This is a genomic window from Pseudomonas arvensis, from assembly GCF_056688935.1.
Genome location: NZ_CP162038.1, coordinates 435,088 through 459,198, shown reverse-complemented (window position 1 = coordinate 459,198; position 24,111 = coordinate 435,088). Strand labels below are relative to the sequence as shown.

Genomic DNA, 24,111 nt, shown 5'->3' with positions numbered 1-24,111 from the left:
AAAACCTCATCAAACTCTTCAGGCGCATATCACTGCGGATTGGCACGGATGCTGGAAAGCAACGATTTCAGGTTGGCAGCCTTGGGCTTGACCAGCCAGAAACGACGCAGGTAATCATCGAGGTTTTCGGCGAGGTTACGACCCCATTCGCTGCCGGTTTCCTCAACGTACTCGTCCAGCACGTGCTGCAAGTGGTTCCGGTAGGACTCCATGGCTTCGCCGCTGATCCGCTGGATCTCGACCAACTCGTGGTTGACCTTGTCGACGAAGGTGTTGTCCTGGTCGAGCACGTAGGCGAAACCGCCGGTCATGCCCGAACCGAAGTTGTAACCGGTCTTGCCCAATACCGCGACAAAGCCACCGGTCATGTACTCGCAGCAGTGATCGCCTGTGCCTTCCACCACGGTGTGGGCACCGGAGTTACGCACGGCGAAACGCTCACCGGCAGTCCCGGCGGCGAACAGCTTGCCACCCGTTGCGCCGTACAGGCAGGTGTTGCCGATGATGGCACTTTCCTGACTCTTGTAGACGCTGCCTTTTGGAGGAACGATCACCAGCTTACCGCCGGTCATGCCCTTGCCTACGTAGTCGTTGGCGTCGCCTTCCAGGTACATGTGCAGGCCGCCTGCGTTCCACACGCCAAAGCTCTGACCCGCAGTGCCCTTGAAGCGGAAGGTGATCGGCGCTTTAGCCATCCCTTGGTTGCCGTGCTTGCGTGCGATTTCGCCGGAGATGCGTGCGCCGATGGAACGGTCGCAGTTGCAGATGTCCAGGGCGAACTCGCCACCGCTGGCGTCGCTGATCGAGGAACCGGCCATGTCGACCATCTTCTCGGCAAGCAGGCCTTTATCGAACGGCGGGTTGCGCTCTACGCCGCAGAACTGCGGTTTATCGGCCGGAATGTGATCGCTGCCCAACAACGGCGTCAGGTCCAAGTGGTGCTGCTTGGCGGTCTGGCCCTGCAGGATTTCCAGCAGGTCGGTACGCCCGATCAGCTCTTCCAGCGAACGCACGCCCAGCTTGGCCAGCCACTCACGGGTCTCTTCGGCGACGTAGGTGAAGAAATTCACCACCATGTCGACGGTGCCGATGTAGTGATCCTTGCGCAGTTTCTCGTTCTGCGTAGCGACGCCGGTGGCGCAGTTGTTCAGGTGGCAGATGCGCAGGTATTTGCAACCCAGGGCAATCATCGGTGCAGTGCCGAAGCCGAAGCTTTCAGCGCCGAGGATTGCAGCCTTGATCACATCGAGACCGGTTTTCAGGCCGCCGTCGGTCTGGACACGGACCTTGCCGCGCAGGTCGTTGCCACGCAGGGTCTGGTGGGTTTCGGCCAGGCCGAGTTCCCATGGCGCGCCGGCGTACTTGATCGAGGTCAGCGGCGATGCGCCGGTACCGCCGTCGTAGCCGGAGATGGTGATCAGGTCGGCATAGGCCTTGGCCACACCGGCGGCAATGGTGCCCACGCCGGCTTCCGCTACCAGTTTCACCGAGACCAGGGCCTTCGGGTTGACTTGCTTGAGGTCGAAAATCAGCTGCGACAAGTCTTCAATCGAATAGATGTCGTGGTGCGGCGGTGGCGAAATCAGGGTCACGCCTGGCACTGCGTAACGCAGCTTGGCGATCAGACCGTTGACCTTGCCGCCCGGCAGTTGCCCGCCTTCACCGGGCTTGGCGCCCTGGGCAACCTTGATCTGCAGCACTTCGGCGTTAACCAGGTATTCCGGGGTCACACCGAAACGACCAGTGGCCACTTGCTTGATTTTCGAGCTCTTGATAGTACCGTAGCGCGCCGGGTCTTCGCCGCCTTCGCCGGAGTTGGAACGCGCACCCAGGCGGTTCATGGCTTCGGCCAGGGCTTCGTGCGCCTCAGGCGACAAGGCGCCCAGGGAGATACCGGCGGAGTCGAAACGCTTGAGGATCGATTCCAGCGGCTCGACTTCACTGATGTCCATCGGCGTGTCCAGGGTCTTCACCTTGAACAGGTCGCGAATCATCGACACCGGGCGGTTATCCACCAGCGAGGTGTATTCCTTGAACTTGGCGTAGTCGCCCTGCTGCACGGCGGCTTGCAGGGTGCTGACCACGTCCGGGTTGTACGCGTGGTATTCGCCACCGTGCACGAACTTTAGCAGGCCGCCTTGCTGGATCGGCTTGCGCGCGCTCCAGGCTTCGGCTGCCAGGGCTTTCTGTTCGGCTTCGATGTCGACGAAACGCGCACCCTTGATGCGGCTTGGCACGCCACGGAAGCTCAGGTCGCAGACTTCTTCGGACAGGCCGATGGCTTCGAACAATTGAGCGCCGCGATAAGACGTGACGGTGGAGATGCCCATCTTCGACAGGATCTTCAGCAGGCCTTTGGTGATGCCTTTACGGTAGTTCTTGAACACCTCATAGAGGTCGCCCAGTACTTCACCGGTACGGATCAGGTCGCCCAGCACTTCGTAAGCCAGGAACGGGTACACCGCCGAGGCGCCGAAACCGATCAACACCGCGAAGTGATGCGGGTCGCGGGCGGTGGCGGTTTCGACGAGGATGTTGGAGTCGCAGCGCAGGCCTTTTTCGGTCAGCCGGTGGTGCACTGCACCGGTGGCCAGTGAAGCGTGGATCGGCAGCTTGCCCGGCGCGATATGGCGGTCGGTCAGCACGATCTGGGTACGACCGGCGCGCACGGCTTCTTCGGCCTGATCGGCGACGTTGCGCACAGCGGCTTCAAGGCCGAGGCTCTCGTCGTAGTTCAGGTCGATGATCTGGCGGTCGAAGCCCGGGCGATCCAGGGTCATCAACGAACGCCACTTGGCCGGCGAAATCACAGGCGAGCTGAGGATCACGCGGGAGGCATGCTCAGGCGATTCCTGGAAGATGTTGCGCTCGGCACCGAGGCACACTTCCAGGGACATCACGATGGCTTCGCGCAGCGGGTCGATCGGTGGGTTGGTCACCTGGGCGAACTGCTGGCGGAAATAGTCGTACGGCGTGCGCACGCGCTGGGACAGCACGGCCATCGGCGTGTCATCGCCCATGGAACCGACCGCCTCGTAGCCTTGCTCGCCGAGTGGACGCAGCACCTGGTCGCGCTCTTCGAACGTGACCTGGTACATCTTCATGTACTGCTTGAGCTGGTCGACGTCGTAGAAAGCCGAACCGTGGTCGTTGTCTTCCATGGTCGCCTGGATGCGCAGGGCGTTCTTGCGCAGCCATTGCTTGTACGGGTGACGGGACTTCAAGCGGTTGTCGATGGCGTCGGTGTCGAGGATCTGCCCGGTTTCGGTGTCCACGGCCAGGATCTGGCCAGGGCCTACGCGGCCTTTGGCAATGACGTCTTGCGGCTTGTAGTTCCACACGCCAATTTCCGACGCGAGGGTGATGAAGCCGTTGGTGGTGGTGACCCAACGCGCCGGGCGCAGACCGTTACGGTCGAGCAGGCATACCGCGTAGCGGCCGTCGGTCATGACCACGCCGGCGGGGCCGTCCCACGGCTCCATGTGCATCGAGTTGTACTCGTAGAATGCACGCAGGTCCGGGTCCATGGTTTCGACGTTCTGCCACGCAGGCGGAATGATCATGCGCACGCCACGGAACAGGTCGATGCCGCCGGTGACCATCAGTTCGAGCATGTTGTCCATGCTGGAGGAGTCGGAACCAACGCGGTTGACCAGCGGGCCGAGTTCTTCCAGGTCCATCAGGTCATTGGCGAACTTGGTGCGACGGGCCACGGCCCAGTTGCGGTTGCCGGTGATGGTGTTGATCTCGCCGTTGTGGGCGAGGAAGCGGAACGGCTGGGCCAGCGGCCATTTCGGCAGGGTGTTGGTGGAGAAGCGCTGGTGGAACACGCAGATCGCGGTTTGCAGGCGCTCATCGCTCAGGTCTGGATAGAAGGCGGTCAAGTCCGCCGGCATCATCAGGCCTTTATAAATGATGGTCTTGTGGGAAAAGCTGCAGATGTAGTGGTCGGTATCGGCGGCGTTAAGCACCGACGAGCGGCGACGGGACGTGAACAGCTTGATCGCCATGTCCTGGTCGCTCAGGCCGTCACCTGCGATGAACACTTGTTCGATCTGCGGCAGGCGCTCCAGGGCCAGGCGGCCGAGCACGCTGGTGTCGATGGGCACTTTGCGCCAGCCGACAAGCTGCAGTCCGGCAGCGGCAATCTCGCGGTTCATGTTCTCGCGAGCAGCTTCGGCTTTGACCGGGTCCTGGTTGAAAAACACCATGCCCACGGCGTACTGCTTGGGCAGTTCGACCGCAAAATGCTCTTTGGCGACAGCGCGCAGGAATTGGTCCGGCTTTTGAATCAGCAAGCCGCAACCGTCACCGGTCTTGCCGTCAGCGTTGATCCCACCGCGGTGGGTCATGCAGGTCAGGGCCTCGATGGCCGTTTGCAAAAGGGTATGGCTGGGCTCGCCCTGCATGTGGGCTATCAGGCCGAAACCGCAGTTATCCTTGAATTCATCGGGTTGGTACAGACCTGCTTTCATAGACACTTTCTCACCAGGCTGCCTCTTATACCGAGGCAAATTTCTTTTCAATTCAACCGGTTACCTTCCACGCCGAACGTACGCCGGCTTAGCGGGGGCAAAAGGGAGGTCATTGTACACACCGACACAGACGCTCACAAATTTAGCGACGAAATGTCGCAAATCTATGTCGCATTTATGAAAGGTTTAAAGCGATATGCTGTGCTAGTCAAAACTTTTTTAATTCTGACCGCTACGACTCAAAAGCCACTGTGACGCAGACACCACAAAGCGCGCGGCCTTGAGGGCAGCACGCACTTGCGGTTTTAATTTTGAGGTGCCGGGAGGGCGGCCTGGGTAAGGCCGCCGGATCTTCAGCGAGTTGTTGCGAGTTCTTGTTGAACGCTGGCAACAGTGCGAGGCCAAGGTTTACCAGCCTGAACCTTCGCTGGCAAGGTTTTGATCGCAGAATCAGCTGCGGCACGGCTTGCGAAGTTGCCGTAGGTGATCACGTAGAGAGGCTTGCCGTTGAGCACTTTCTTGAAATAACGGTACTCGCCGCCCTGCTCTTTCACGAACGCCTGGGCGTTGGCTTCGGAGCTGGTGCCGAGGATCTGCACCACGAAGTTGCCGGTCGGCTGGCTGGCGTACCAGCTGCTGCCGGCGGCGCCTGCCTTGGCGACGGTGGCAGGTTTTTCCACAGGCTTGGTCACGGGCGCAGGCTTGGCTGCCGGAGCGGGCGCTACGGGCTTGGTGACAGGTGCAGGCTTGGCAGTCGCGATGGTTGGCGCCGGTGTCGGCACGGCGGCTGGCTTGGTGGCAGGCTGACCCGCTGGCACGCCCGCAGGTGGCGCGGTGGTCGTGACGGTCGGTGGTGTGGCGCTGGAGCCCTCTACCGGTACGCCGTCGTCGCCTTCGGAGATCCCACCGGCCTCTTCGGCGAGCGGGCCGCGCATCACGGGCTGACCCACCATTGGCAGGTTGGTCGGTTGGCCGGAGTTGGCGAACTCGACATTCGGCGTAGGCTTGCCCAGTGGCAACTGCGCCTGTTCGGTTGGCGCGCTGGCGGTGGTCGGCGCCTTGTTGCGACCCGGGATCAACCAGGCGGCAGCAACAGCGACCACGACAACGGCAGAAATCGCCAGTACGTGCTTCTTAGGCATAGTGAACCCCATCTTTGGACGCTTGACCGCGGAGCGGCTGGCAATCATGGCTTCGATCATTGCATCGCGGGCAACCTGGTTGATGGTGCCAGGCCAGCCGTCGGAGCTTTCGTGAATATCAGAGATCTGATTTGCCGTGAAAAGTTCGATACCGGCCCCGGCGCCTTCGAGGCGTTGAGCCAGGTATTCGCGGGTTTCCTCTTCTTCGTACGGCTGCAATTCGATGACGTGGAACAGCTCCTGATCACCGCTGATCTGCTCCAGATCGGCGATCAGCGACGACTCACCGAACAGGAACACATGGGGACGACCTTCCGGCGTACCAGCCGCCAGCGCCAACAGCGCTTCCAGGGCGGATTCGTCGAGCTGCTCGGCATCATCCACCAGCAGGTAGACTTCCTGGCCGGTGAGGCCCAGTTGCACGATCTGCTTGAGGATCGCGCTCGGTTCGGCAGTGGACACGTCCAGGGACTGTGCAACCTGGCGCAGCACGCCGGCCGCATCGCCGTTGCCACGGGCCGACACCACCACACTTTGCACCGATTGCTTGTTGGTACTGGCAACCAGGGCTTGGCGCAGCAAGGTTTTGCCGCTACCCAACGGGCCGGTTACAACCAACAGCAACTGGCTGTAGCGTGCGAGGTGGTGCAGTTGCCCGAGCACCGGCTTGCGCTGGGCCGGAAAGAATTTGAAACCAGGCACCCGCGGAGCAAAAGGGTCGTGGCTTAAGTGGTAATGGCCGAGGAACGCCTCGTCGGCATGCAAACTAGTCATCGGGATCTTATTAACCTTTAAGCTGGGCCAGGGCGCGGTAATCCGCTCCCAGCGTGGCCTGTAAAATCTCTTTCGGATAATCGTCGGTCACCACCGCTTCACCCATGTGGCGCAGCAGTACCAGTCGCAGTCGACCGTCGATCACTTTCTTGTCTATCGCCATATGTTCGAGGAAGTCCGCCTCGGTCATTTCCTCAGGCGGAATCACCGGCAGGCCGGCGCGCTGGAACAGGCGGATACCGCGATCACGCTCCTGGGCGCTGATCCAGCCCAGGCGTTGCGACATCTCAAGTGCCATTACCGTGCCAGCCGCTACGGCTTCACCATGCAACCACACACCATAGCCCATGTGCGTTTCGATCGCATGGCCGAAGGTATGGCCCAGGTTCAGGGTAGCCCGTACACCGGACTCCCGTTCGTCAGCATTGACCACCAACGCCTTGGCGGCGCAGGAGCGGGAAATCGCTTCGGTCAGTGCGACCTGGTCGAGGCCGCGCAGGGCGTCCACGTGTTCTTCCAGCCAGGTCAGGAACGGCTCATCGCAGATCAGCCCGTACTTGATGACTTCCGCGAGGCCCGCAGACAGCTCGCGCGGCGGCAAGGTGTTGAGGGTCGCGGTGTCGATCAGTACGGCCTGGGGCTGGTAGAACGCGCCGACCATATTCTTGCCCAGCGGGTGATTGATGCCGGTCTTGCCGCCCACCGAGGAATCGACCTGGGACAACAGGGTGGTCGGCACCTGGATGAAGTCCACACCACGCTGGTAGCAGGCTGCTGCAAAGCCCGCCATGTCGCCGATCACACCGCCGCCCAGGGCAATGACGGTGGTGCGGCGATCATGGCGTGCGGTGAGCAGGCCATCAAAAATCAGTTGCAGGGTTTCCCAGTTCTTATGGGCTTCGCCGTCGGGCAGAATCACGGAGATCACTGAGTACGCCGCCAGGCTGCGGCTCAGACGCTCAAGATACAGCGGCGCGACCGTTTCGTTGGAGATGATCGCCACTTGCCGCCCGGCAATATGCGGTGCGAGCAACTCGGGCTGGTCCAGCAGACCTTCGCCAATATGGATCGGGTAGCTGCGCTCGCCTAGATCGACCTTAAGTGTCTGCATGTGTCCCCGCGTTGAAGATGTGTTGACGATCGGCAGCGTCGAGATCCGACACCGCCTGATGGCTCTACGCCACACCCTGCAGGGTGATAGCGCGCCGCCGAGAATAGCGCATTTCGAGCTTGTCTTTAACGGGGTGGCAGCCGTTGCAGGCGCTCAAGAATGTCGAGGACCACCATCCGCGGAGGCCGCTCATCGGTTTCCACCACCAGATCGGCGATTTCCCGATACAGCGGATCGCGGAGCGTGAGCAGGTCGCGCAAGGTTTTTTCCGGGTTGGCCGTGCGCAGCAACGGGCGGTTGCGATCACGAGCGGTGCGGCCCACCTGCTGCTCAACCGACGCATGCAGATAGACCACCCGACCACCGGCATGCAGCGCACGACGGTTTTCATCGCGCATCACCGCGCCACCGCCGGTGGCCAATACCACGCCATCGCAGCCGCAAAGCTCGGCGATCATCGCCTGCTCACGGTCACGAAAGCCCAACTCGCCTTCCTTATCGAAGATCCATGGGATATTGGCACCCGTGCGCAATTCAATTTCCTTGTCGGAATCTTTGAATGGCAGGCGCAGCTCTTTGGCCAGCAAACGGCCGATGGTGCTTTTTCCAGCCCCCATCGGTCCTACAAGAATCAAATTTCGCACAGAATCAACGACTCACAGCAATCGCCTGGTTATTCATAATACGCGGAGTCAGGAATACCAGCAGCTCGGATTTTTTATCCGCCACCACATCGCGCCGGAAAAGGCGGCCAAGATACGGCACATCGCCCAAAAATGGCACTTTATCTACCACTTTGCTTTGGGTATTGGAGAAAACCCCGCCAATGACGATGGTCTCGCCATCCTTGACCAGCACCTTGGCGTTGACCTCGTTTTTCTTGATCGGCGGTACGTCGTTGAGTTTGTTGAGGTAGTCGGGCTCATCCTTGGTGACCTTGACCACCATGATCACGTGATCATCGGGGGTGATTTGCGGGGTGACCTCCAATGACAGGGAGGCCTCCTTGAACGACACTGACGTAGCACCCTGGGAGGTGGATTCCTGGTAGGGAATTTCGGTGCCCTTCAAAATGCGTGCGGTTTCCTTGTCGGAGGTGACCACCTTGGGCTGCGAGACGATTTCGCCATTACCGGTTTTCTCCATGGCGGTCAGCTCCAGGTCCAGTAGCAGGTTGTCGGTGATATACGCGATACCAAGACCTGAGGTACCCGTGAGCGAGCCCAGATCTACAAACGGCGAGCTGGGCGGATTTTCCGGGGCTTGGGCTCCGTCCGGAAGAGGCTTCTGGATACCTCCGGCAGCCCAATTGCCTCGATTGAGTCGCCCGCCCCAGCGCGCACCCAGGCTTTTGTCGTAATCGACATTGGCCTCGACAATCCGCGCCTCGATCATCACCTGGCGCACCGGGATGTCCAATTGCGCGACGATCCGCCTTAGCTCTTCCAGCCGCTCACCGGTCTGGTAGGCAATGATGTTATTGGTGCGGTCATCCACGGCGACTGAACCGCGCTCATCCGTCGTGCCTTCAAAGCCGCTCACCGACTGGAAAAGCTTGGCCAGGTCTGACGCCTTGGCGTAGTTGACCTGCAACAACTCACGGCGCAGCGGCGCCAGGTCGGCCATCTGCTTACGCGACTCCAGCGTCAGCAGTTCACGAGCAGCCAGTTCCTCAGCGGGCGCCACCAGCAGGACGCCGGCCTTTATGCGCTTGTCCAAGCCTTTGGTTTGCAGCACCAGATCCAATGCCTGATCCCAAGGCACGTCCCTGAGGCGCAGGGTGATGGAGCCTTGCACGTCGTCGCTGGCCACCAGATTGAGGCCTGCCACGTCTGCGATTTGCTGCAATACAGCGCGCAGGCCGATGTCCTGGAAGTTGAGACTCAGCTTGTCACCTGTATAGGCACCCGACAGCGCATTGCCGGGGGGCGGTAGCTGGATGAGATCCACACGAATGGGCACAGCAGCAGCCATCGGTGCCGTGAACGCTATCCATAGCGCCACACCGAAGGACGAGAAAGTCCTTTTCATTGTTTGATTCCGTTATGTGTTGAGGTTTAGTTCGAGGGTTCGCGTGCGCTCCAGCCATGCACCCTGTTCATCGGGGAACAACTCCACCAATTCTATGTGGCCGTCATGAATCGCCGTGATCCGACCGTGATCCGGCCCCAGGAAATCCCCGACCGACAGGCGATGCACCGTCGACGCCTGGCGCAGCAGGACGAAGAGCTGCGGCCCACGAGACAATGTGCCGACCATGCTGAACTGATCCACTGCGAGGCTTTCCAGAACACCACGCGGGCGAGCGGGGTCTGGGGCGACAGCTGCCCGGCCAGGTGCATGATCGACATGCAAGGCAAGGGGCTGGAACGGATCACGAAGACCGGAGGCGTTATAGACAAAGGATTGCCCTTGCATGGCAGGCGCACGTCGTTTAACGCCTTGCTGCCTGTGCCAATAGCTCTTAACCACCAGATCAAGGCTCAGCAGCTTGCCATCTCGTCGCAGCGCAACATCATGCACCGTAGCGAAACGTGACAGGCCACTCAGGGCACTCACAAACGTCGCGAGGTCGTGATAGGCGCCGATGACACCGAGTTGAACGGGCTGCTCGTTATAGACCGGCCGAGGCTGCTCATCCAACGGCGCAATGCTCTCTATCACCAACCCATTGGCCAATGCCAACCGCGCAATATCCTCCAGCAAACCGGGCATTTCGGACTCACCTGGCAATTGCTGCAAAAGCCCGCTGACCTGCTCCTGCATCAGTTGGAACTGGCGAGCCTGCTCTTCAAGGCTGTTGGCCAAGACAGTTTTTTCCGCGTGTTGCTGCTGCAAGGCAGCTTCCTGCACCTCGACCTGATGCAGCCGCTCCCGCGACGGGCCCAGGTATACAAGGTCGCCCACCGCCAGTACCACAGCGGCCAGCGCACAGCCCAGCAGAACCCTGCCAGGTAAGGGCCATTTTGCAGCGTGGTGAGTCAGCGCGGAAAATTCGAGCCTGGGCAGGCTCATGGCTGGGCCTCGGAGGATTCTCCCTGGCGCACCATCAACTGGAATTCATTGTTACCGCGAGTGCCCTCGGTTCGCACATGCTGCAGGCGTGTGGAATGAGCGCCTTCGGAGGCTTCAAGGCGACGCATCAACTGGGCAATGTCCTGGCTGGACTCGGCACTGCCGCTGATACTCACGGTATCGCCCTTGGCCACAACCTCATGCAAGTGCACGCCATCAGGCACCGCACGGGCCAGTTGATCCAGCAACTGTGCGCCGGCAGAGCGATTATCGTGCAGGTCCTGCACAACCTTCATGCGTTCTGCCAGTTGCTGGCTTTGCATCTGCAGGTCGTCAATGGTCTTGATGCGCGAGTCCAGGACGGCGACGTCCTTGGCTGCATGATTGTTTCGTGTCACCTGCCGGTCGATGGCCTGGTCGATCACCTGATCCGCCAGCCACACCGCTGCGAGCGCCATGCAGGCAAACGCCGCCAGCAGCATCAGGAAATATTTACGCCGCCGTTCCGCCAGCGCCTGGCGCCAAGGCAAAAGATTGATTCGTGTCATCCAGCGAAACTCCTCAGGGCCAACCCGCAAGCGACTCCCATCCCTGGGGCATCCACGACCCACTGTTTACCATCGACTCGATGGCCCGGTGTGAAGCTGGCGAAATCCTGACTGCAAGCGCGCGCCAATGCAAACCCTTCGACATCGACCACACCGGCAACCAGCCCCGCCAGGGCCAAAACTGCTTCACGGGCCTCGACATGCTCCTTCAGACATGCCGCCAGCAATACTTCGACCCGAGTCGGATCCTGCTCCGACATCCCCTGCACCTGAAAGTCCAGCGCCACCTCCTCCAGCGGGTAAGGGATGTATTGATCCGCCTCCGCTTGAATCCTGCGCGCCATTTCGTCGTCGTCGAGCCCCGCCTGCACTTCAATTACCCGCGTAATGACCGAAGGGCCCGCCACGGCAACCGCCGCCTGCCTGGCAGACGTATGCAGCCTGGACACAGCCAGGTTCAGCGCCTGCCCTATGCCTTCCAGGTCCAGCAAGGTGCCGTCGACCACCGCATGAGCCGGCAGCCCTTGTGTGGCGTAGCCTTTCACGGTGTAACCGCTGGCTGAACGGCTCAATTCAACCACTTTGATCGCCGTTTCATTGATGTCGACACCCAGGACGGTGTCGACTTTTCGCCTGAAAAATCCCTTTCCCATAAAACTCCCTAAAACTTTGCCTGTCATACCGCCTGATTGCTGTTGTACACCCTGCATTCGGTCGACTTGTTCAAGCGCCGCGAATGACGCCCCAAGGCGAAAAATGCTTTAATGCCCAGCGTTTTTCCCCGCTTTTATCTGCAGCTCGGGTTGATCCATCGTTTGCCATGCATGCCCCGACGCGTAACCCATTCTTTTCTCTGGAAATCCAAAAGCCTTGATTCGTCTGCTGAAGTTTTTCGGGTACTCCATTGTCGCGATCGTCTGCGGGCTGCTGCTCGTACTCAGCGGGGCCTACCTCTACCTTAGTCCGGGTTTGCCCTCCGTAGAGGCACTCAGAAGTATCCAGTTGCAGATTCCTTTGCGGGTCTACAGCAGCGATGAAAAACTGATCGCGGAGTTCGGCGAAATGCGCCGCACACCGATCCGTTTTGCCGACATTCCGCCCAATTTCATCAGCGCCCTGCTGTCTGCCGAAGACGATAATTTTGCCAATCACTATGGCGTCGACCCCAGCAGCCTGGTGCGCGCCGCCACGCAATTGGTAAAAAGCGGACACATTCAATCGGGTGGCAGCACGATCACCATGCAGGTGGCGAAGAATTTCTTCCTCACCAGCGAACGCAGCTTTTCGCGCAAAGCCACCGAGATCCTGCTGGCATTGCAGATCGAACGTCAGCTGACCAAGGACGAGATCCTTGAGCTGTACGTCAACAAGATCTACCTGGGCAACCGTGCCTACGGCATCGAAGCTGCGTCCCAGGTGTACTACGGCAAGTCCATTCGCGACGCCAGCCTGGCGCAGATGGCGATGATTGCCGGCCTGCCCAAGGCGCCTTCGCGCTTCAACCCCCTGGCCAACCCGGCGCGCAGCAAAGAGCGCCGCGACTGGATCCTGGGGCGCATGTACAAACTGGGCAAGATCGACCAAGCCGCTTATGAGAACGCGATAGCCGAGCCGCTGAACGCCAGCTATCACGTGCCGACGCCGGAAGTGAACGCCCCCTACATTGCTGAAATGGCGCGTGCCGAGATGGTCGGCCGTTATGGCAGCGAGGCCTACACCGAAGGTTTCCGCGTGACCACGACGGTTCCGAGCGACTTGCAGGACATCGCCAATGACGCAGTGCATTCGGGCCTGATCACCTACGACCAGCGCCACGGCTACCGTGGCCCTGAATCGCGCCTGCCGGGCAAAACCCTGAGCGCCTGGACCACCGAGCTGGGCAAGCAACGCGCAATCAGTGGCCTGGAGCCGGCCATCGTGACCCAGGTGAAGAAAGACGGCGTGCAGGTATTGACCCGTGCCGGCGAAGCCCATGTCGCCTGGGACAGCATGAAGTGGGCGCGCCCATTCCTGAATACCAACAGCATGGGGCCGATGCCCAAGCAGCCGTCGGACGTGGCCCAAGTGGGTGACCTGATCCGCGTGTTACGCCAAAAAGACGACAGCCTGAAATTCAGCCAGGTACCGCTGGCCCAAGGCGCGCTGGTCTCGCTGGACCCGCAGAACGGCGCAATCCGCGCCCTGGTGGGTGGCTTCGCCTTCGAGCAGAGCAACTACAACCGCGCCACACAGGCCAAGCGTCAGCCGGGCTCAAGTTTCAAGCCGTTCATCTACAGCGCCGCACTGGATAACGGCTACACCGCTGCCAGCCTGGTCAACGACGCGCCGATCGTATTTGTCGACGAGTACCTGGACAAGGTCTGGCGCCCGAAGAACGACACCAACACCTTCCTCGGCCCGATCCGTATCCGCGAGGCGCTGTACAAGTCGCGCAACCTGGTATCGATCCGCTTGCTGCAGGCGATGGGCGTTGGCAAGACCATCGACTACATCACGCGCTTTGGCTTCAACAAGTCGGACCTGCCGCCGAACCTGTCCCTGGCCCTCGGCACCGCGACGCTCACACCGATGGAAATCGCTACCGGCTGGAGCACGTTTGCCAACGGCGGCTACAAGATCACGCCGTACCTGATCGACAAGATCGAAAGCCGCAATGGCGATACCCTGTTCACCGCCAACCCGCCGCGAGTGCCGGGCGATGTGGTCAACGGTGTGGCAGCCACTGACGGGCTGGCAGCGCCGAGCAATGGCGGTATCACCATTGAGCCAACCCCAGGCGCTGCGCCAGCCGCAAATGCTGCTGCACCGGAGCCGCAGGCACCCGCCGTGGCCGAGCGCATCGTGGATGGCCGGACCACGTACATCCTTAACAGCATCCTCGAAGACGTGATCAAAAAAGGCACCGGCCGCCGTGCCCTGGCCCTGGGCCGTGCGGACATTGCGGGCAAGACCGGTACCACCAACGAATCCAAGGATGCCTGGTTCTCCGGCTATAACGCCGACTACGTGACCACCGTGTGGACCGGTTACGACCAGCCGGAAAGCCTCGGCCGCCGCGAGTTCGGCGGCACGGTCGCGCTGCCGATCTGGATGAGCTACATGGGCGCGGCGCTGAAGGACAAGCCGCTGCATACCCAGCCGGAGCCGGAAGGCATCCTCAGCCTGCGGATTGACCCGGTGAGTGGCCGTGCGGCATCGCCAAGCACGCCGAACGCGTACTTCGAGCTGTTCAAGAGCGAAGACACGCCGCCTTCGGTCAATGAGCTGGGTAACGGCGTTGCACCGGGCAGCCCGCTGCCGGCGGACGAGGCGGCGCCGATCGACCTGTTCTAACCTGGACCTCAAGCCCCCTCCCACATTCAGATATTCACAAGGCTCAAATTAATTACCACACAGCAAAAAGCCCCGACTCTCACGAGCCGGGGCTTTTTGTTGGTGCGCTACAACGGCTTAGCCGTTGAACACATCATCCACGCTTTGCAGCGGGTAGTTCTTCGGATACGGCAGGGTGGCCACACCGGTCTCGATGGCGGCTTTGGCCACGGCATCGGAGATCAGGGTGATCAGGCGCTTGTCCATTGGTTTGGGAATGATGTACTCACGGCCGAATTCCAGCTTGGCGCCGCCGTAGGCGTCGCACACGTCCTGAGGCACTGGCAGTTTGGCCAGTTCACGCAGGGCGTTGGCGGCAGCCACTTTCATCTCTTCGTTGATGCGTTTGGCGCGAACGTCCAGGGCACCACGGAAGATGAACGGGAAGCCCAGAACGTTGTTGACCTGGTTCGGGTAGTCCGAACGGCCGGTGGCCATGATCACGTCGCTACGGGTGGCGTGAGCCAGTTCCGGAGCGATTTCAGGATCAGGGTTGGAGCAGGCGAACACGATCGGGTTGGCCGCCATGGACTTCAGGCCTTCAGCGCTCAGCAGGTTCGGGCCGGACAGGCCAACGAACACGTCTGCGCCGTCAAGGGCGTCAGCCAGGGTGCGCTTGGAGGACGGGTGGGCAAACATCGCCTTGTATTGGTTCAGGTCGGTACGCTCGGACTGGATCACGCCCTTGCTGTCGACCATGTAGATGTTTTCCAGCTTGGCGCCCATGCTCACGATCAGCTTCATGCAGGAGATGGCCGCAGCACCGGCGCCCAGGCAGACGATCTTGGCGTCGGACAGGGTTTTGCCAGCGATTTCCAGGGCGTTGATCATGCCGGCCGCGGTAACGATCGCGGTGCCGTGCTGGTCATCGTGGAATACCGGAATGTCGCACTGCTCGATCAGGGCCTTTTCGATCTCGAAGCACTCAGGTGCCTTGATGTCTTCCAGGTTGATGCCACCGAAAGTGATGGAGATGCGCTTGACGGTGTCGATGAAGGCCTGCGGGCTTTCGGAGTCGACTTCGATGTCGAAAACGTCAATGCCGGCGAAGCGCTTGAACAGCACGCCCTTACCTTCCATCACTGGCTTGGACGCCAATGGGCCGAGGTTGCCCAGGCCGAGAATCGCGGTGCCATCGGAAATCACTGCAACCAGGTTGCCCTTGCCGGTGTACTTGTAAGCCAGCTCAGGGTCACGAGCGATTTCACGTACGGGCTCAGCCACGCCAGGGCTGTAGGCCAACGACAGATCGCGGGCAGTGGCAGTGGCTTTGGTGAGCTCTACACTCAGCTTTCCTGGACGAGGATGGGCATGATATTCGAGAGCGGCAGTTTTCAAATCAGACATATCGGCATTCCGCTTTTACTGTTGGTCGACGGACCGCCGAGGATACTCGTGTCGTAAAGCCCCTACAAGACTGGGCAGTCACGGGTGTCAAGGCCCCGCAGCGACGTACTTTAGTCTAAAGCCACGGGATACAAGGGCTAGACTGTTCACAATCGACCTAAAAAATGTCTACAATTATTTATTCAAACGTCGATTTAATCATGCCGGGATCGGTCAGCGGCAACAGCCAGCGCGCCTGACCGCGTTTCAGGCCGCCGCGCCTGGCGCGATCCTGCACCCAGCCACGCGCCTCGACTGTCTTGCCTTGCAGACCATTGAGCAAGCTGCTGTCGAATTGTCGGGCCAGATCGGGTGCAATGCGTAATACCAGTGAACCCTGCAATTCGATCCAGACACCGCCGCGACTGCGCTCGATCTTGTTCACCCGACCACTGACCAAGGCAAAGCCGGATTGCTTGAGCTGTGCCACGGGCTGCACCGGCGATTGCCGCCAGAGGCCCAGACGTGCCTGACGGGCGCTGTTTTCCTCAGCCTGCTGGCAGGCGACGAGATCCACATTGGGCGCGACCCCCACTTGGAATCCCAGGCCCTCAGCCAGCAATTGCGCCTCTAGGTTCTCGCCGTCGGCACCATAAAGGTGGGCCAGGGTACGACCGTAATGGTCTTTGGGCTCACGCCCCGGTACCAGGCCAACGCGGCCGCCGCTGGCAGCCACCAATGCCTGCAAACGCTGGCGTGCGGCCACAGCATACGGCTCGTCGGTGCGGCCCCTTTTACCCGTCTCCGGCGCATTGAGGCCGATCATCCGCACGCTCCGGCCATCCTTGAGACGCACCGTATCGCCATCCACTACACGCTGCACGTCGACCTGGGCCGCAGACGTCGGTACAGGGCAAAACACCTGCGCGTGGGCGGCCGACAGCCAAATCCCAGGCATAAAAAAGGCGCCCGCAAGGGACGCCTTTTTTAACAGCTGGCAAAAGCCCATAAGGCTCTTGAGCCTTACTCTGCTGGAGTAGCAGGCTTCTTGCCGAAAGCACCAAAGCGATCTGCGAAGCGCTGTACGCGGCCGCCGGTGTCCAGAGTCTTCTGCTTACCGGTGTAGAACGGGTGGCACTCGTTGCATACGTCAGTACCCAGTGGCTTGCACAGGTTCGAGCGAGTTTCGAACTTGTTGCCGCAGCTGCAGGTTACTTCGATGGTTTCGTACGCTGGATGGATATCGGCTTTCATGGCACTTCCTCGGGCTAGCGTGCCGCCACTCGACACTATTGTCGAATACCGCACGTAATTAGGCCGCGGATTCTACCAGACCTTTTTAAACGCGCAAGCGGACCTTACGGCCGATTCCCCACATAAAAGCCCCTTTCATCAGAAAACCGTGGCATACCCAAGCCTTCCCCCGTCTGCTAGGCTCCCGCCCTTGCTCATCACCCTCCTTACTATGGAACCCCGCGTGCCCGACGCCATTTTGCGCCTAGCCCTGCCCTCGCCCCTGCGCCGCCTGTTCGACTACCGGGCCCCGGCCGGCGTGCTGCGAGCGCAATTGCAGCCAGGCATGCGCGTGCGTGTACCCTTTGGCCGACGGGAAATGATCGGCGTCCTGATAGAAGTCGCCGATCACAGCGAAGTCCCCGCCGAGAAGCTCAAACCGGCCCTGGCGATCCTGGACGCCACCGCGCCATTGCCACCCGCGCTGTTCAAGCTGTGCCTGTGGACCGCCCAGTATTACCAGCACAGCCTGGGCGACACCCTGAGCTGGGCGCTGCCGGTGCTGTTGCGCCAGGGCGAGTTGGCCGAAGCACGCCAGGAACGCTTCTGGTCGACAGTGCCCGGTGCACGCCTCGACGACCCGCGCATCGCCCGCGCCCCGCGCCAACGTGAAGCCCTGGCCACGCTGGCGCAGCATCCCCACGGCGTGGCGCATCAGCTCTTGAGCAAGCTGATGCTGAGCAAGGACAGCCTCGACCTGCTGCTCGCCAAAGGCCTGGTGCAGGTGGAAATCCGCAAGCACGCCCCCGATCCGCGCCACGAACACTGGCTGGCCCAGCCGGAATTGCCGCTCAACCCCGAGCAACGCGCAGCGTATGAAGCGATTCGCGCAGGTTTCGACAGTTTCCATGCGTTCCTGCTGGCCGGCGTCACCGGCAGCGGCAAGACCGAAGTCTATTTGCAGTTGATCCGCGAAACCCTGCAAGCCGGCAAGCAAGCGCTGGTATTGATCCCGGAGATCAACCTCGGCCCGCAAACCCTGGCGCGTTTCGAGCAGCGCTTCAATGCGCGCATCGCCCTGGTGCACTCGGCGGTCAACGACCGTGAACGCCTGGAGTCCTGGCTGGCGGCGCGGGATGGCGAGGCCGACATTATTATCGGCACCCGCTCGGCGCTGTTCACGCCGATGAAGAACCCGGGCCTGATCATCATCGACGAAGAGCACGACGGCTCCTATAAACAGCAGGAAGGCCTGCGCTACCACGCCCGCGACCTGGCGCTGGTGCGCGCACGCCAGGAAGGCATTCCGATTGTGCTCGGTTCTGCCACCCCGTCCCTGGAAAGCCTGCACAACGCCTACACCGGTCGGTATGGCCTCCTACGCCTGAATGAGCGTGCCGGCGGCGCCAAGCAACCACGATTCCTGCGCCTGGACGTCAAAAGCCGTCCGCTGGACAGCGGTATTTCCGGGCCGATGCAGCAAGCCATCGGCCAGACCCTCGCCGCCGGCCAGCAGGTTTTGGTATTTCTCAACCGCCGGGGCTTTGCACCGACGCTGCTGTGCCATGACTGCGGCTGGATGTCTGAATGCGAGCGCTGCGACGCACGCATGACCGTGCACCAACGCCACGGCGAACTGCGCTGCCACCACTGCGGCCATGTAGAACGGGTGCCCCGCCACTGTCCGCAGTGCGGCAAAGTCGACCTGCGACCAGTGGGCGCAGGCACCGAACGTGCCGAAGAACGCCTGGGCATTCTGTTCCCGGATTACCCGGTACTGCGGGTCGACCGCGACAGCACGTCGCGCAAGGACGCGATGAATCAGCTGTTCGCCACCATTCAGAAAGGCCAGCCGTGCATCCTGGTGGGTACGCAGATGCTCGCCAAAGGCCACCACTTTCCACGGGTGACCCTGGTGTCGATCCTCGACGCCGACGGCGGTTTGTTCTCCGGCGACTTCCGCGCCAGCGAGCGCATCGCGCAGTTGATCGTGCAGGTCGCGGGTCGCGCCGGGCGCGCAGAGGAGCCGGGCAAGGTGATTATCCAGACGCACCTGGCTGACCACCCTTTGCTGATCCAACTGACCGAGCAGGGCTATTTCGCCTTCGCCGAGCAGGCACTGAGCGAACGCCGTTCCGCCGGCCTGCCGCCGTTTGCACACTTGGCGCTGCTGCGTGCCGAAGCCCACAAACCGGGCCAGGCCGAAGGTTTTCTGGATGAAGCCTGCAGCATCGCCGAGGGTTTGCTCGGCGAACTGGGCCTCACCGGCATCGAACTGCTCGGCCCGGTGCCCGCGCCCATGGAGCGCCGTGCCGGACGGTATCGCGCTCAACTACTCTTGCAGGCAACGTCTCGCGCACCGCTGCATCGACTATTAAGTAGCTGGTTGCTTGCCCTGGAGCAAATGCCCAGCGGCCGACAGGTGCGATGGTCGTTGGATGTAGACCCGGTAGATTTGTATTAACCCACGCCACAGGTCCCGCGAAGGTTGGCAAGCCCGCCCTCGCCACGGATAATGCCCAGTTTTTCCACCTGCGCATCGCGCGCCGCCGCTTGCGGTCGAAAGAGAACACCATGAAAGACACCATTCGCCAGCTGATCCAACAAGCCCTCACCCAACTCGTCAACGAAGGTGTGTTGCCTGAAGGCCTGACGCCGGCGATCCAGGTGGAAAACACCCGCGACAAGACCCACGGCGACTTCGCCAGCAACATCGCGATGATGCTGTCCAAGCCGGCCGGCATGAAGCCACGCGACCTGGCGGAGAAAATCATCGCCGCACTGCCGGTCGACGAGAGTGTGACCAAGGCCGAAATCGCCGGCCCTGGGTTCATCAACTTCTTCCAGAACACCCAGGCATTGGCTTCGCGCCTCGATGCCGCCCTGGCCGACGCCAAGATCGGCGTGCGCAAGGCAGGTCCCGTTCAGCGCGTGGCCATCGACCTGTCGGCACCCAACCTTGCCAAAGAGATGCACGTCGGCCACTTGCGTTCGACCATCATTGGCGATGGCGTGGCACGGGTCCTGGAATTCCTTGGCGACACCGTGATCCGTCAGAACCACGTGGGCGACTGGGGCACCCAGTTCGGCATGCTGATGGCCTACCTGCAGGAAAACCCGATCACCAGCAACGAGCTGTCGGACCTGGAAAACTTCTACCGCGCCGCCAAAAAGCGCTTCGACGAGTCCGAAGAATTCGCCGACCGCGCCCGTGGCCTAGTGGTGAAACTGCAGGCCGGAGACCAGGAATGCCTGGCGCTGTGGGGTCGCTTCCGGGACATCTCGCTGTCCCACTGCCAGGAAATCTACGAACTGCTCAACGTCAAGCTGACCATGGCGGACGTGATGGGCGAAAGCGCCTACAACGACGACCTGATCAATGTGGTCAACGACCTCAAGGCCAAGGGCCTGCTGGTCGAGAGCAACGGCGCGCAGTGCGTATTCCTCGAAGAATTCAAGACCGCCGACGGCGATCCGCTGCCGGTGATCATCGTCAAGGCCGATGGCGGCTATCTCTATGCCACCACCGACCTGGCGGCCGTGCGCTACCGCAGTGGCGTGCTCAAGGCCGATCGAGCGCTGTATTTCGTCGACCAGCGCCAGGCGCTGCACTTCCAGCAGGTGTTCGAAGTGGCGCGCCGTGCGGGCTTCGTCACTCACCCGATGCTCATGGAACACATGGGCTTCGGTACCATGAACGGCGCCGATGGCCGTCCGTTCAAGACCCGCGACGGCGGCACCGTAAAGCTGATCGACCTGCTCAACGAAGCCCAGGACCGCGCCTACAACCTGGTGAAGGAAAAGAACCCGGAACTGGCCGAAGCTGACCTGCGCAACATCGCCCGCGTGGTGGGCATTGGCGCAGTGAAATACGCCGACCTGTCCAAACACCGCACCAGCGACTACAGCTTCAACTTCGAGCTGATGCTCAACTTCGAAGGCAACACCGCGCCGTACCTGCTGTACGCCTACACCCGCGTGGCCGGCGTATTCCGCAAGCTGGGCAAGGACTTCAGCGAAGTCGAAGGCCGGATCGTGCTGGACGCACCCCACGAACAGGAACTGGCCGCCAAACTGGCGCAATTGGGCGAAGTGCTGAACAGCGTCGGCGAAAAAGGCACACCGCATATCCTGTGCACCTACCTGTATGAAGTCGCCGGCCTGTTCTCCAGCTTCTATGAGAACTGCCCGATCCTCAGCGCCGACGACGAAGCCCAGAAGCAAAGCCGCCTGCGCCTTGCCGCATTGGCCGGACGGACCCTCAAGCAAGGCCTGGAGCTGTTGGGCCTGGAAACTCTGGAGCGTATGTAAGTTGGCCGCCAAGAAAAAACCTGCACCCAAGCGCGGCGCCAGCCGCTACCAGGCCCCGGCAAAGAAGCCGATTCCGGGCTGGTTGTGGATGGCCATCGGCCTTTCGGTCGGTGCGTTTATCGTGTTCCTGATGAAGCTGGATCCTGGCCAGGGCGATGACGTCAAACGGGTCAAACAGGAGCAGCAGAAAGCCACGAAAATCGCTGAAGCCAACAAGACCGCGCCGAGCCCGACTGCACCCGTGAAGCCGAAGTACGACTTCTACACGCTGCTGCCCGAATCGGAAGTGATCGTACCGCCCGACGCCGTGCCGGAGAAAACCCTGCCGACGCCACAAGTGCCGACCACTCCGGTTACGCCGGCTGAAGCCGCGAAGATCGACACCGCCCGCGCTCAAGCGGCACTGGCCGGCATCACCCCGCCGCCAGCGCCGCCAGTTGCCGAGACCAAAGCGGCGCCGGTGACCAAATTCTTCCTGCAAGCGGGCTCGTTCCCGAAACAGGCGGATGCGGATCGTGTACGTGCGCAGATCATTCTGCTGGGGCAAACGGTGACGGTGGAATCCGGCACGGTGAAGGACGCGACCTGGTATCGCGTGTTGGTAGGGCCGTTCAGCAACCGCGAACAATTGACCGTAGCGCAGAAGCAATTGGCTGGCGCCGGCTTTAGCAACCTGTTGTTACAACAACGCCAGAGCCGCTGATTCAGGCTCAACAGGGGTCAAATGTGGGAGGGCCCCCCTCCCACATTGGTTTCTCGGTGTTCGCGAAAGTGTGTCAGACCAATAGACACCATTCGTCCGCCCTAACCACCCAAGGTTGAAATCACCCCCACCACCCCCATATCAGTTTCCATCAGGGCATTTTCGCCCCGCTGCGTGGAGACTCTCCCCTTGACCACCATCGTTTCAGTACGTCGCCACGGCAAAGTCGTCATGGGCGGCGACGGCCAGGTTTCCCTGGGTAATACCGTGATGAAAGGCAACGCGAAGAAAGTCCGTCGCCTGTACCACGGCCAGGTGCTTGCCGGTTTTGCTGGCGCTACCGCCGACGCCTTCACCCTCTTCGAACGCTTCGAAGGCCAGTTGGAAAAACACCAGGGCCACCTCGTACGCGCCGCCGTCGAACTCGCCAAAGAATGGCGCACCGACCGCTCCCTCAGCCGCCTGGAAGCCATGCTGGCTGTAGCCAACAAAGACGCATCCCTGATCATCACCGGTAACGGCGATGTGGTTGAACCCGAGCACGGCCTGATCGCCATGGGTTCCGGTGGTGGCTACGCTCAAGCCGCGGCCAGCGCACTGTTGAAGAAAACCGATTTGTCGGCCCGCGAAATCGTCGAGACTGCCTTGGGTATCGCCGGCGACATCTGCGTGTTCACCAACCACAACTTCACCATTGAGGAGCAGGACCTCGCCGAGTAAGCCGTAGGCTTATTCCCGCTTGAGGCCGCCAAACACTATGTCCATGACTCCCCGCGAAATCGTCCACGAACTCAACCGCCATATCATCGGCCAGGACGATGCCAAGCGCGCCGTTGCCATCGCGCTGCGTAACCGCTGGCGCCGGATGCAACTGCCCGAAGAACTGCGCGTTGAAGTGACGCCCAAGAACATCCTGATGATCGGCCCGACCGGTGTCGGTAAAACCGAAATCGCCCGGCGCCTGGCCAAGCTGGCCAATGCCCCGTTCATCAAGGTCGAAGCGACCAAGTTCACCGAAGTCGGTTATGTGGGCCGTGACGTCGAATCGATCATCCGTGATCTGGCCGACGCTGCCCTGAAGATGCTGCGCGAGCAGGAAGTGACCAAGGTCAGCCACCGCGCCGAAGACGCTGCCGAAGAACGCATCCTCGATGCCCTGCTGCCTCCTGCGCGCATGGGTTTCAATGAAGACGCGGCGCCGTCGTCCGATTCCAACACCCGTCAGCTGTTCCGCAAGCGCCTGCGCGAAGGTCAGTTGGATGACAAGGAAATCGAGATTGAAGTCGCCGAAGTCTCCGGCGTCGACATCTCGGCACCGCCTGGCATGGAAGAAATGACCAGCCAGTTGCAGAACCTGTTTGCCAACATGGGCAAGGGCAAGAAGAAAAGCCGCAAGCTCAAGGTGAAGGAAGCCTTGAAACTGGTGCGCGACGAAGAAGCCGGGCGCCTGGTGAATGAGGAAGAACTCAAGGCCAAGGCCCTGGAAGCGGTCGAGCAGCACGGCATCGTGTTTATCGACGAAATCGACAAGGTGGCCAAGCGCGGCAACTCCGGCGGCGTCGATGTGTCCCGCGAAGGCGTACAGCGCGACCTGCTGCCGTTGATCGAAGGCTGCACCGTGAACACCAAGCTGGGCATGGTCAAGACCGACCACATCCTGTTTATCGCCTCCGGTGCGTTCCACCTGAGCAAGCCAAGCGACCTGGTGCCGGAGCTGCAAGGCCGACTGCCGATTCGCGTGGAACTCAAGGCACTGACCCCTGGCGACTTCGAACGCATCCTCAGCGAACCGCACGCCTCACTCACCGAGCAGTACCGTGAGCTGTTGAAAACCGAAGGGCTGGGCATCGAGTTCCAGGCGGACGGCATCAAGCGCCTGGCGGAGATCGCCTGGCAGGTCAACGAGAAGACCGAGAACATCGGTGCTCGCCGCCTGCACACGCTGCTGGAGCGCCTGCTGGAAGAAGTGTCCTTCAGCGCCGGTGACCTGGCCGGTGCGCAGAACGGCGAGGTGATCAAGATCGACGCCGAATACGTCAACAGCCACCTGGGTGAATTGGCGCAGAACGAAGACTTGTCGCGCTATATTCTGTAAGCCTCA

The 24,111-nt window shown here is 61.1% G+C and carries 16 protein-coding genes and 1 pseudogene; 6 read left to right on the top strand and 11 right to left on the bottom strand.

The genetic code is table 11. The features are described from left to right. Nucleotides 1-29 precede the first annotated feature (29 nt). The 8 genes and pseudogenes from gltB to pilM all read right to left on the bottom strand — a co-directional run bounded on the left by gltB (nt 30) and on the right by pilM (nt 11,718). Nucleotides 30-4,475, bottom strand: a complete 4,446-nt coding sequence (gltB, locus tag AB3G88_RS02045) for a glutamate synthase large subunit (protein WP_480453003.1) — start codon at nt 4,473-4,475, stop codon at nt 30-32. A gap of 353 nt (nt 4,476-4,828) precedes the next feature. Next, the gene (locus tag AB3G88_RS02040) at nt 4,829-6,391 is read right to left on the bottom strand and encodes an SPOR domain-containing protein (protein ID WP_099583785.1); all 1,563 of its coding nucleotides are present in this window, start codon (nt 6,389-6,391) and stop codon (nt 4,829-4,831) included. A gap of 10 nt (nt 6,392-6,401) precedes the next feature. Beyond that, the gene (aroB, locus tag AB3G88_RS02035) at nt 6,402-7,502 is read right to left on the bottom strand and encodes a 3-dehydroquinate synthase (RefSeq protein WP_112193059.1); all 1,101 of its coding nucleotides are present in this window, start codon (nt 7,500-7,502) and stop codon (nt 6,402-6,404) included. Nucleotides 7,503-7,627: 125 nt separating this feature from the next. Further along, the gene (gene aroK, locus AB3G88_RS02030; RefSeq protein WP_010213757.1) at nt 7,628-8,146 is read right to left on the bottom strand and encodes a shikimate kinase AroK; all 519 of its coding nucleotides are present in this window, start codon (nt 8,144-8,146) and stop codon (nt 7,628-7,630) included. Between the two features lie 4 nt (nt 8,147-8,150). After that, a pseudogene (locus AB3G88_RS02025) lies at nt 8,151-9,407 on the bottom strand (type IV pilus secretin PilQ); the annotation flags it as partial. 138 nt (nt 9,408-9,545) lie between these two features. Continuing rightward, nucleotides 9,546-10,517 (bottom strand): pilus assembly protein PilP, encoded by a 972-nt coding sequence (locus tag AB3G88_RS02020; protein WP_480453000.1) that lies wholly within the window; start codon nt 10,515-10,517, stop codon nt 9,546-9,548. Further along, the gene (locus tag AB3G88_RS02015) at nt 10,514-11,065 is read right to left on the bottom strand and encodes a PilN domain-containing protein (protein WP_191946966.1); all 552 of its coding nucleotides are present in this window, start codon (nt 11,063-11,065) and stop codon (nt 10,514-10,516) included. The genes AB3G88_RS02020 and AB3G88_RS02015 overlap by 4 nt, the downstream gene beginning before the upstream one ends. Further along, entirely contained in the window at nt 11,062-11,718 is a 657-nt protein-coding gene (gene pilM, locus AB3G88_RS02010) for a type IV pilus biogenesis protein PilM (RefSeq protein ID WP_480454403.1), read from the bottom strand. The genes AB3G88_RS02015 and pilM overlap by 4 nt, the downstream gene beginning before the upstream one ends. 220 nt (nt 11,719-11,938) lie before the next feature. On the opposite strand from pilM, the gene AB3G88_RS02005 reads away from it, so the two are divergent. Next, entirely contained in the window at nt 11,939-14,398 is a 2,460-nt protein-coding gene (locus AB3G88_RS02005; RefSeq protein WP_371929515.1) for a penicillin-binding protein 1A, read from the top strand. 117 nt (nt 14,399-14,515) lie between these two features. On the opposite strand, the gene AB3G88_RS02000 is transcribed toward AB3G88_RS02005, so the two are convergent. From AB3G88_RS02000 to rpmE, 3 genes are all read right to left on the bottom strand, one after another. Beyond that, entirely contained in the window at nt 14,516-15,784 is a 1,269-nt protein-coding gene (locus AB3G88_RS02000) for a malic enzyme-like NAD(P)-binding protein (protein WP_099583795.1), read from the bottom strand. Nucleotides 15,785-15,962: 178 nt separating this feature from the next. Further along, nucleotides 15,963-16,772: a thermonuclease family protein gene (locus tag AB3G88_RS01995; protein WP_480452997.1), complete on the bottom strand. Its 810-nt coding sequence runs from the start codon at nt 16,770-16,772 to the stop codon at nt 15,963-15,965. A gap of 14 nt (nt 16,773-16,786) precedes the next feature. Beyond that, nucleotides 16,787-17,017, bottom strand: a complete 231-nt coding sequence (rpmE, locus tag AB3G88_RS01990) for a 50S ribosomal protein L31 (RefSeq protein ID WP_049710411.1) — start codon at nt 17,015-17,017, stop codon at nt 16,787-16,789. Between the two features lie 223 nt (nt 17,018-17,240). On the opposite strand from rpmE, the gene AB3G88_RS01985 reads away from it, so the two are divergent. The 5 genes from AB3G88_RS01985 (at nt 17,241) to hslU (ending at nt 24,105) form a co-directional block, all read left to right on the top strand. Beyond that, a complete protein-coding gene (locus AB3G88_RS01985) occupies nt 17,241-19,460 on the top strand; it encodes a primosomal protein N' (RefSeq protein WP_480452995.1) in 2,220 nt (739 codons plus the stop codon). 110 nt (nt 19,461-19,570) lie between these two features. Beyond that, entirely contained in the window at nt 19,571-21,307 is a 1,737-nt protein-coding gene (argS, locus tag AB3G88_RS01980; RefSeq protein WP_400528600.1) for an arginine--tRNA ligase, read from the top strand. A 1-nt stretch (nt 21,308) separates the two neighbouring features. Then, complete coding sequence (locus tag AB3G88_RS01975) at nt 21,309-22,010, top strand: SPOR domain-containing protein (RefSeq protein ID WP_099583801.1); 702 nt, start codon at nt 21,309-21,311, stop codon at nt 22,008-22,010. A gap of 189 nt (nt 22,011-22,199) precedes the next feature. Next, a complete protein-coding gene (gene hslV / locus AB3G88_RS01970) occupies nt 22,200-22,730 on the top strand; it encodes an ATP-dependent protease subunit HslV (RefSeq protein WP_010563201.1) in 531 nt (176 codons plus the stop codon). Between the two features lie 37 nt (nt 22,731-22,767). After that, nucleotides 22,768-24,105 carry an ATP-dependent protease ATPase subunit HslU gene (hslU, locus tag AB3G88_RS01965; RefSeq protein WP_480452992.1) on the top strand — a complete coding sequence of 446 codons (1,338 nt, stop codon included), beginning with the start codon at nt 22,768-22,770 and terminating at the stop codon, nt 24,103-24,105. Nucleotides 24,106-24,111: the final 6 nt, after the last annotated feature.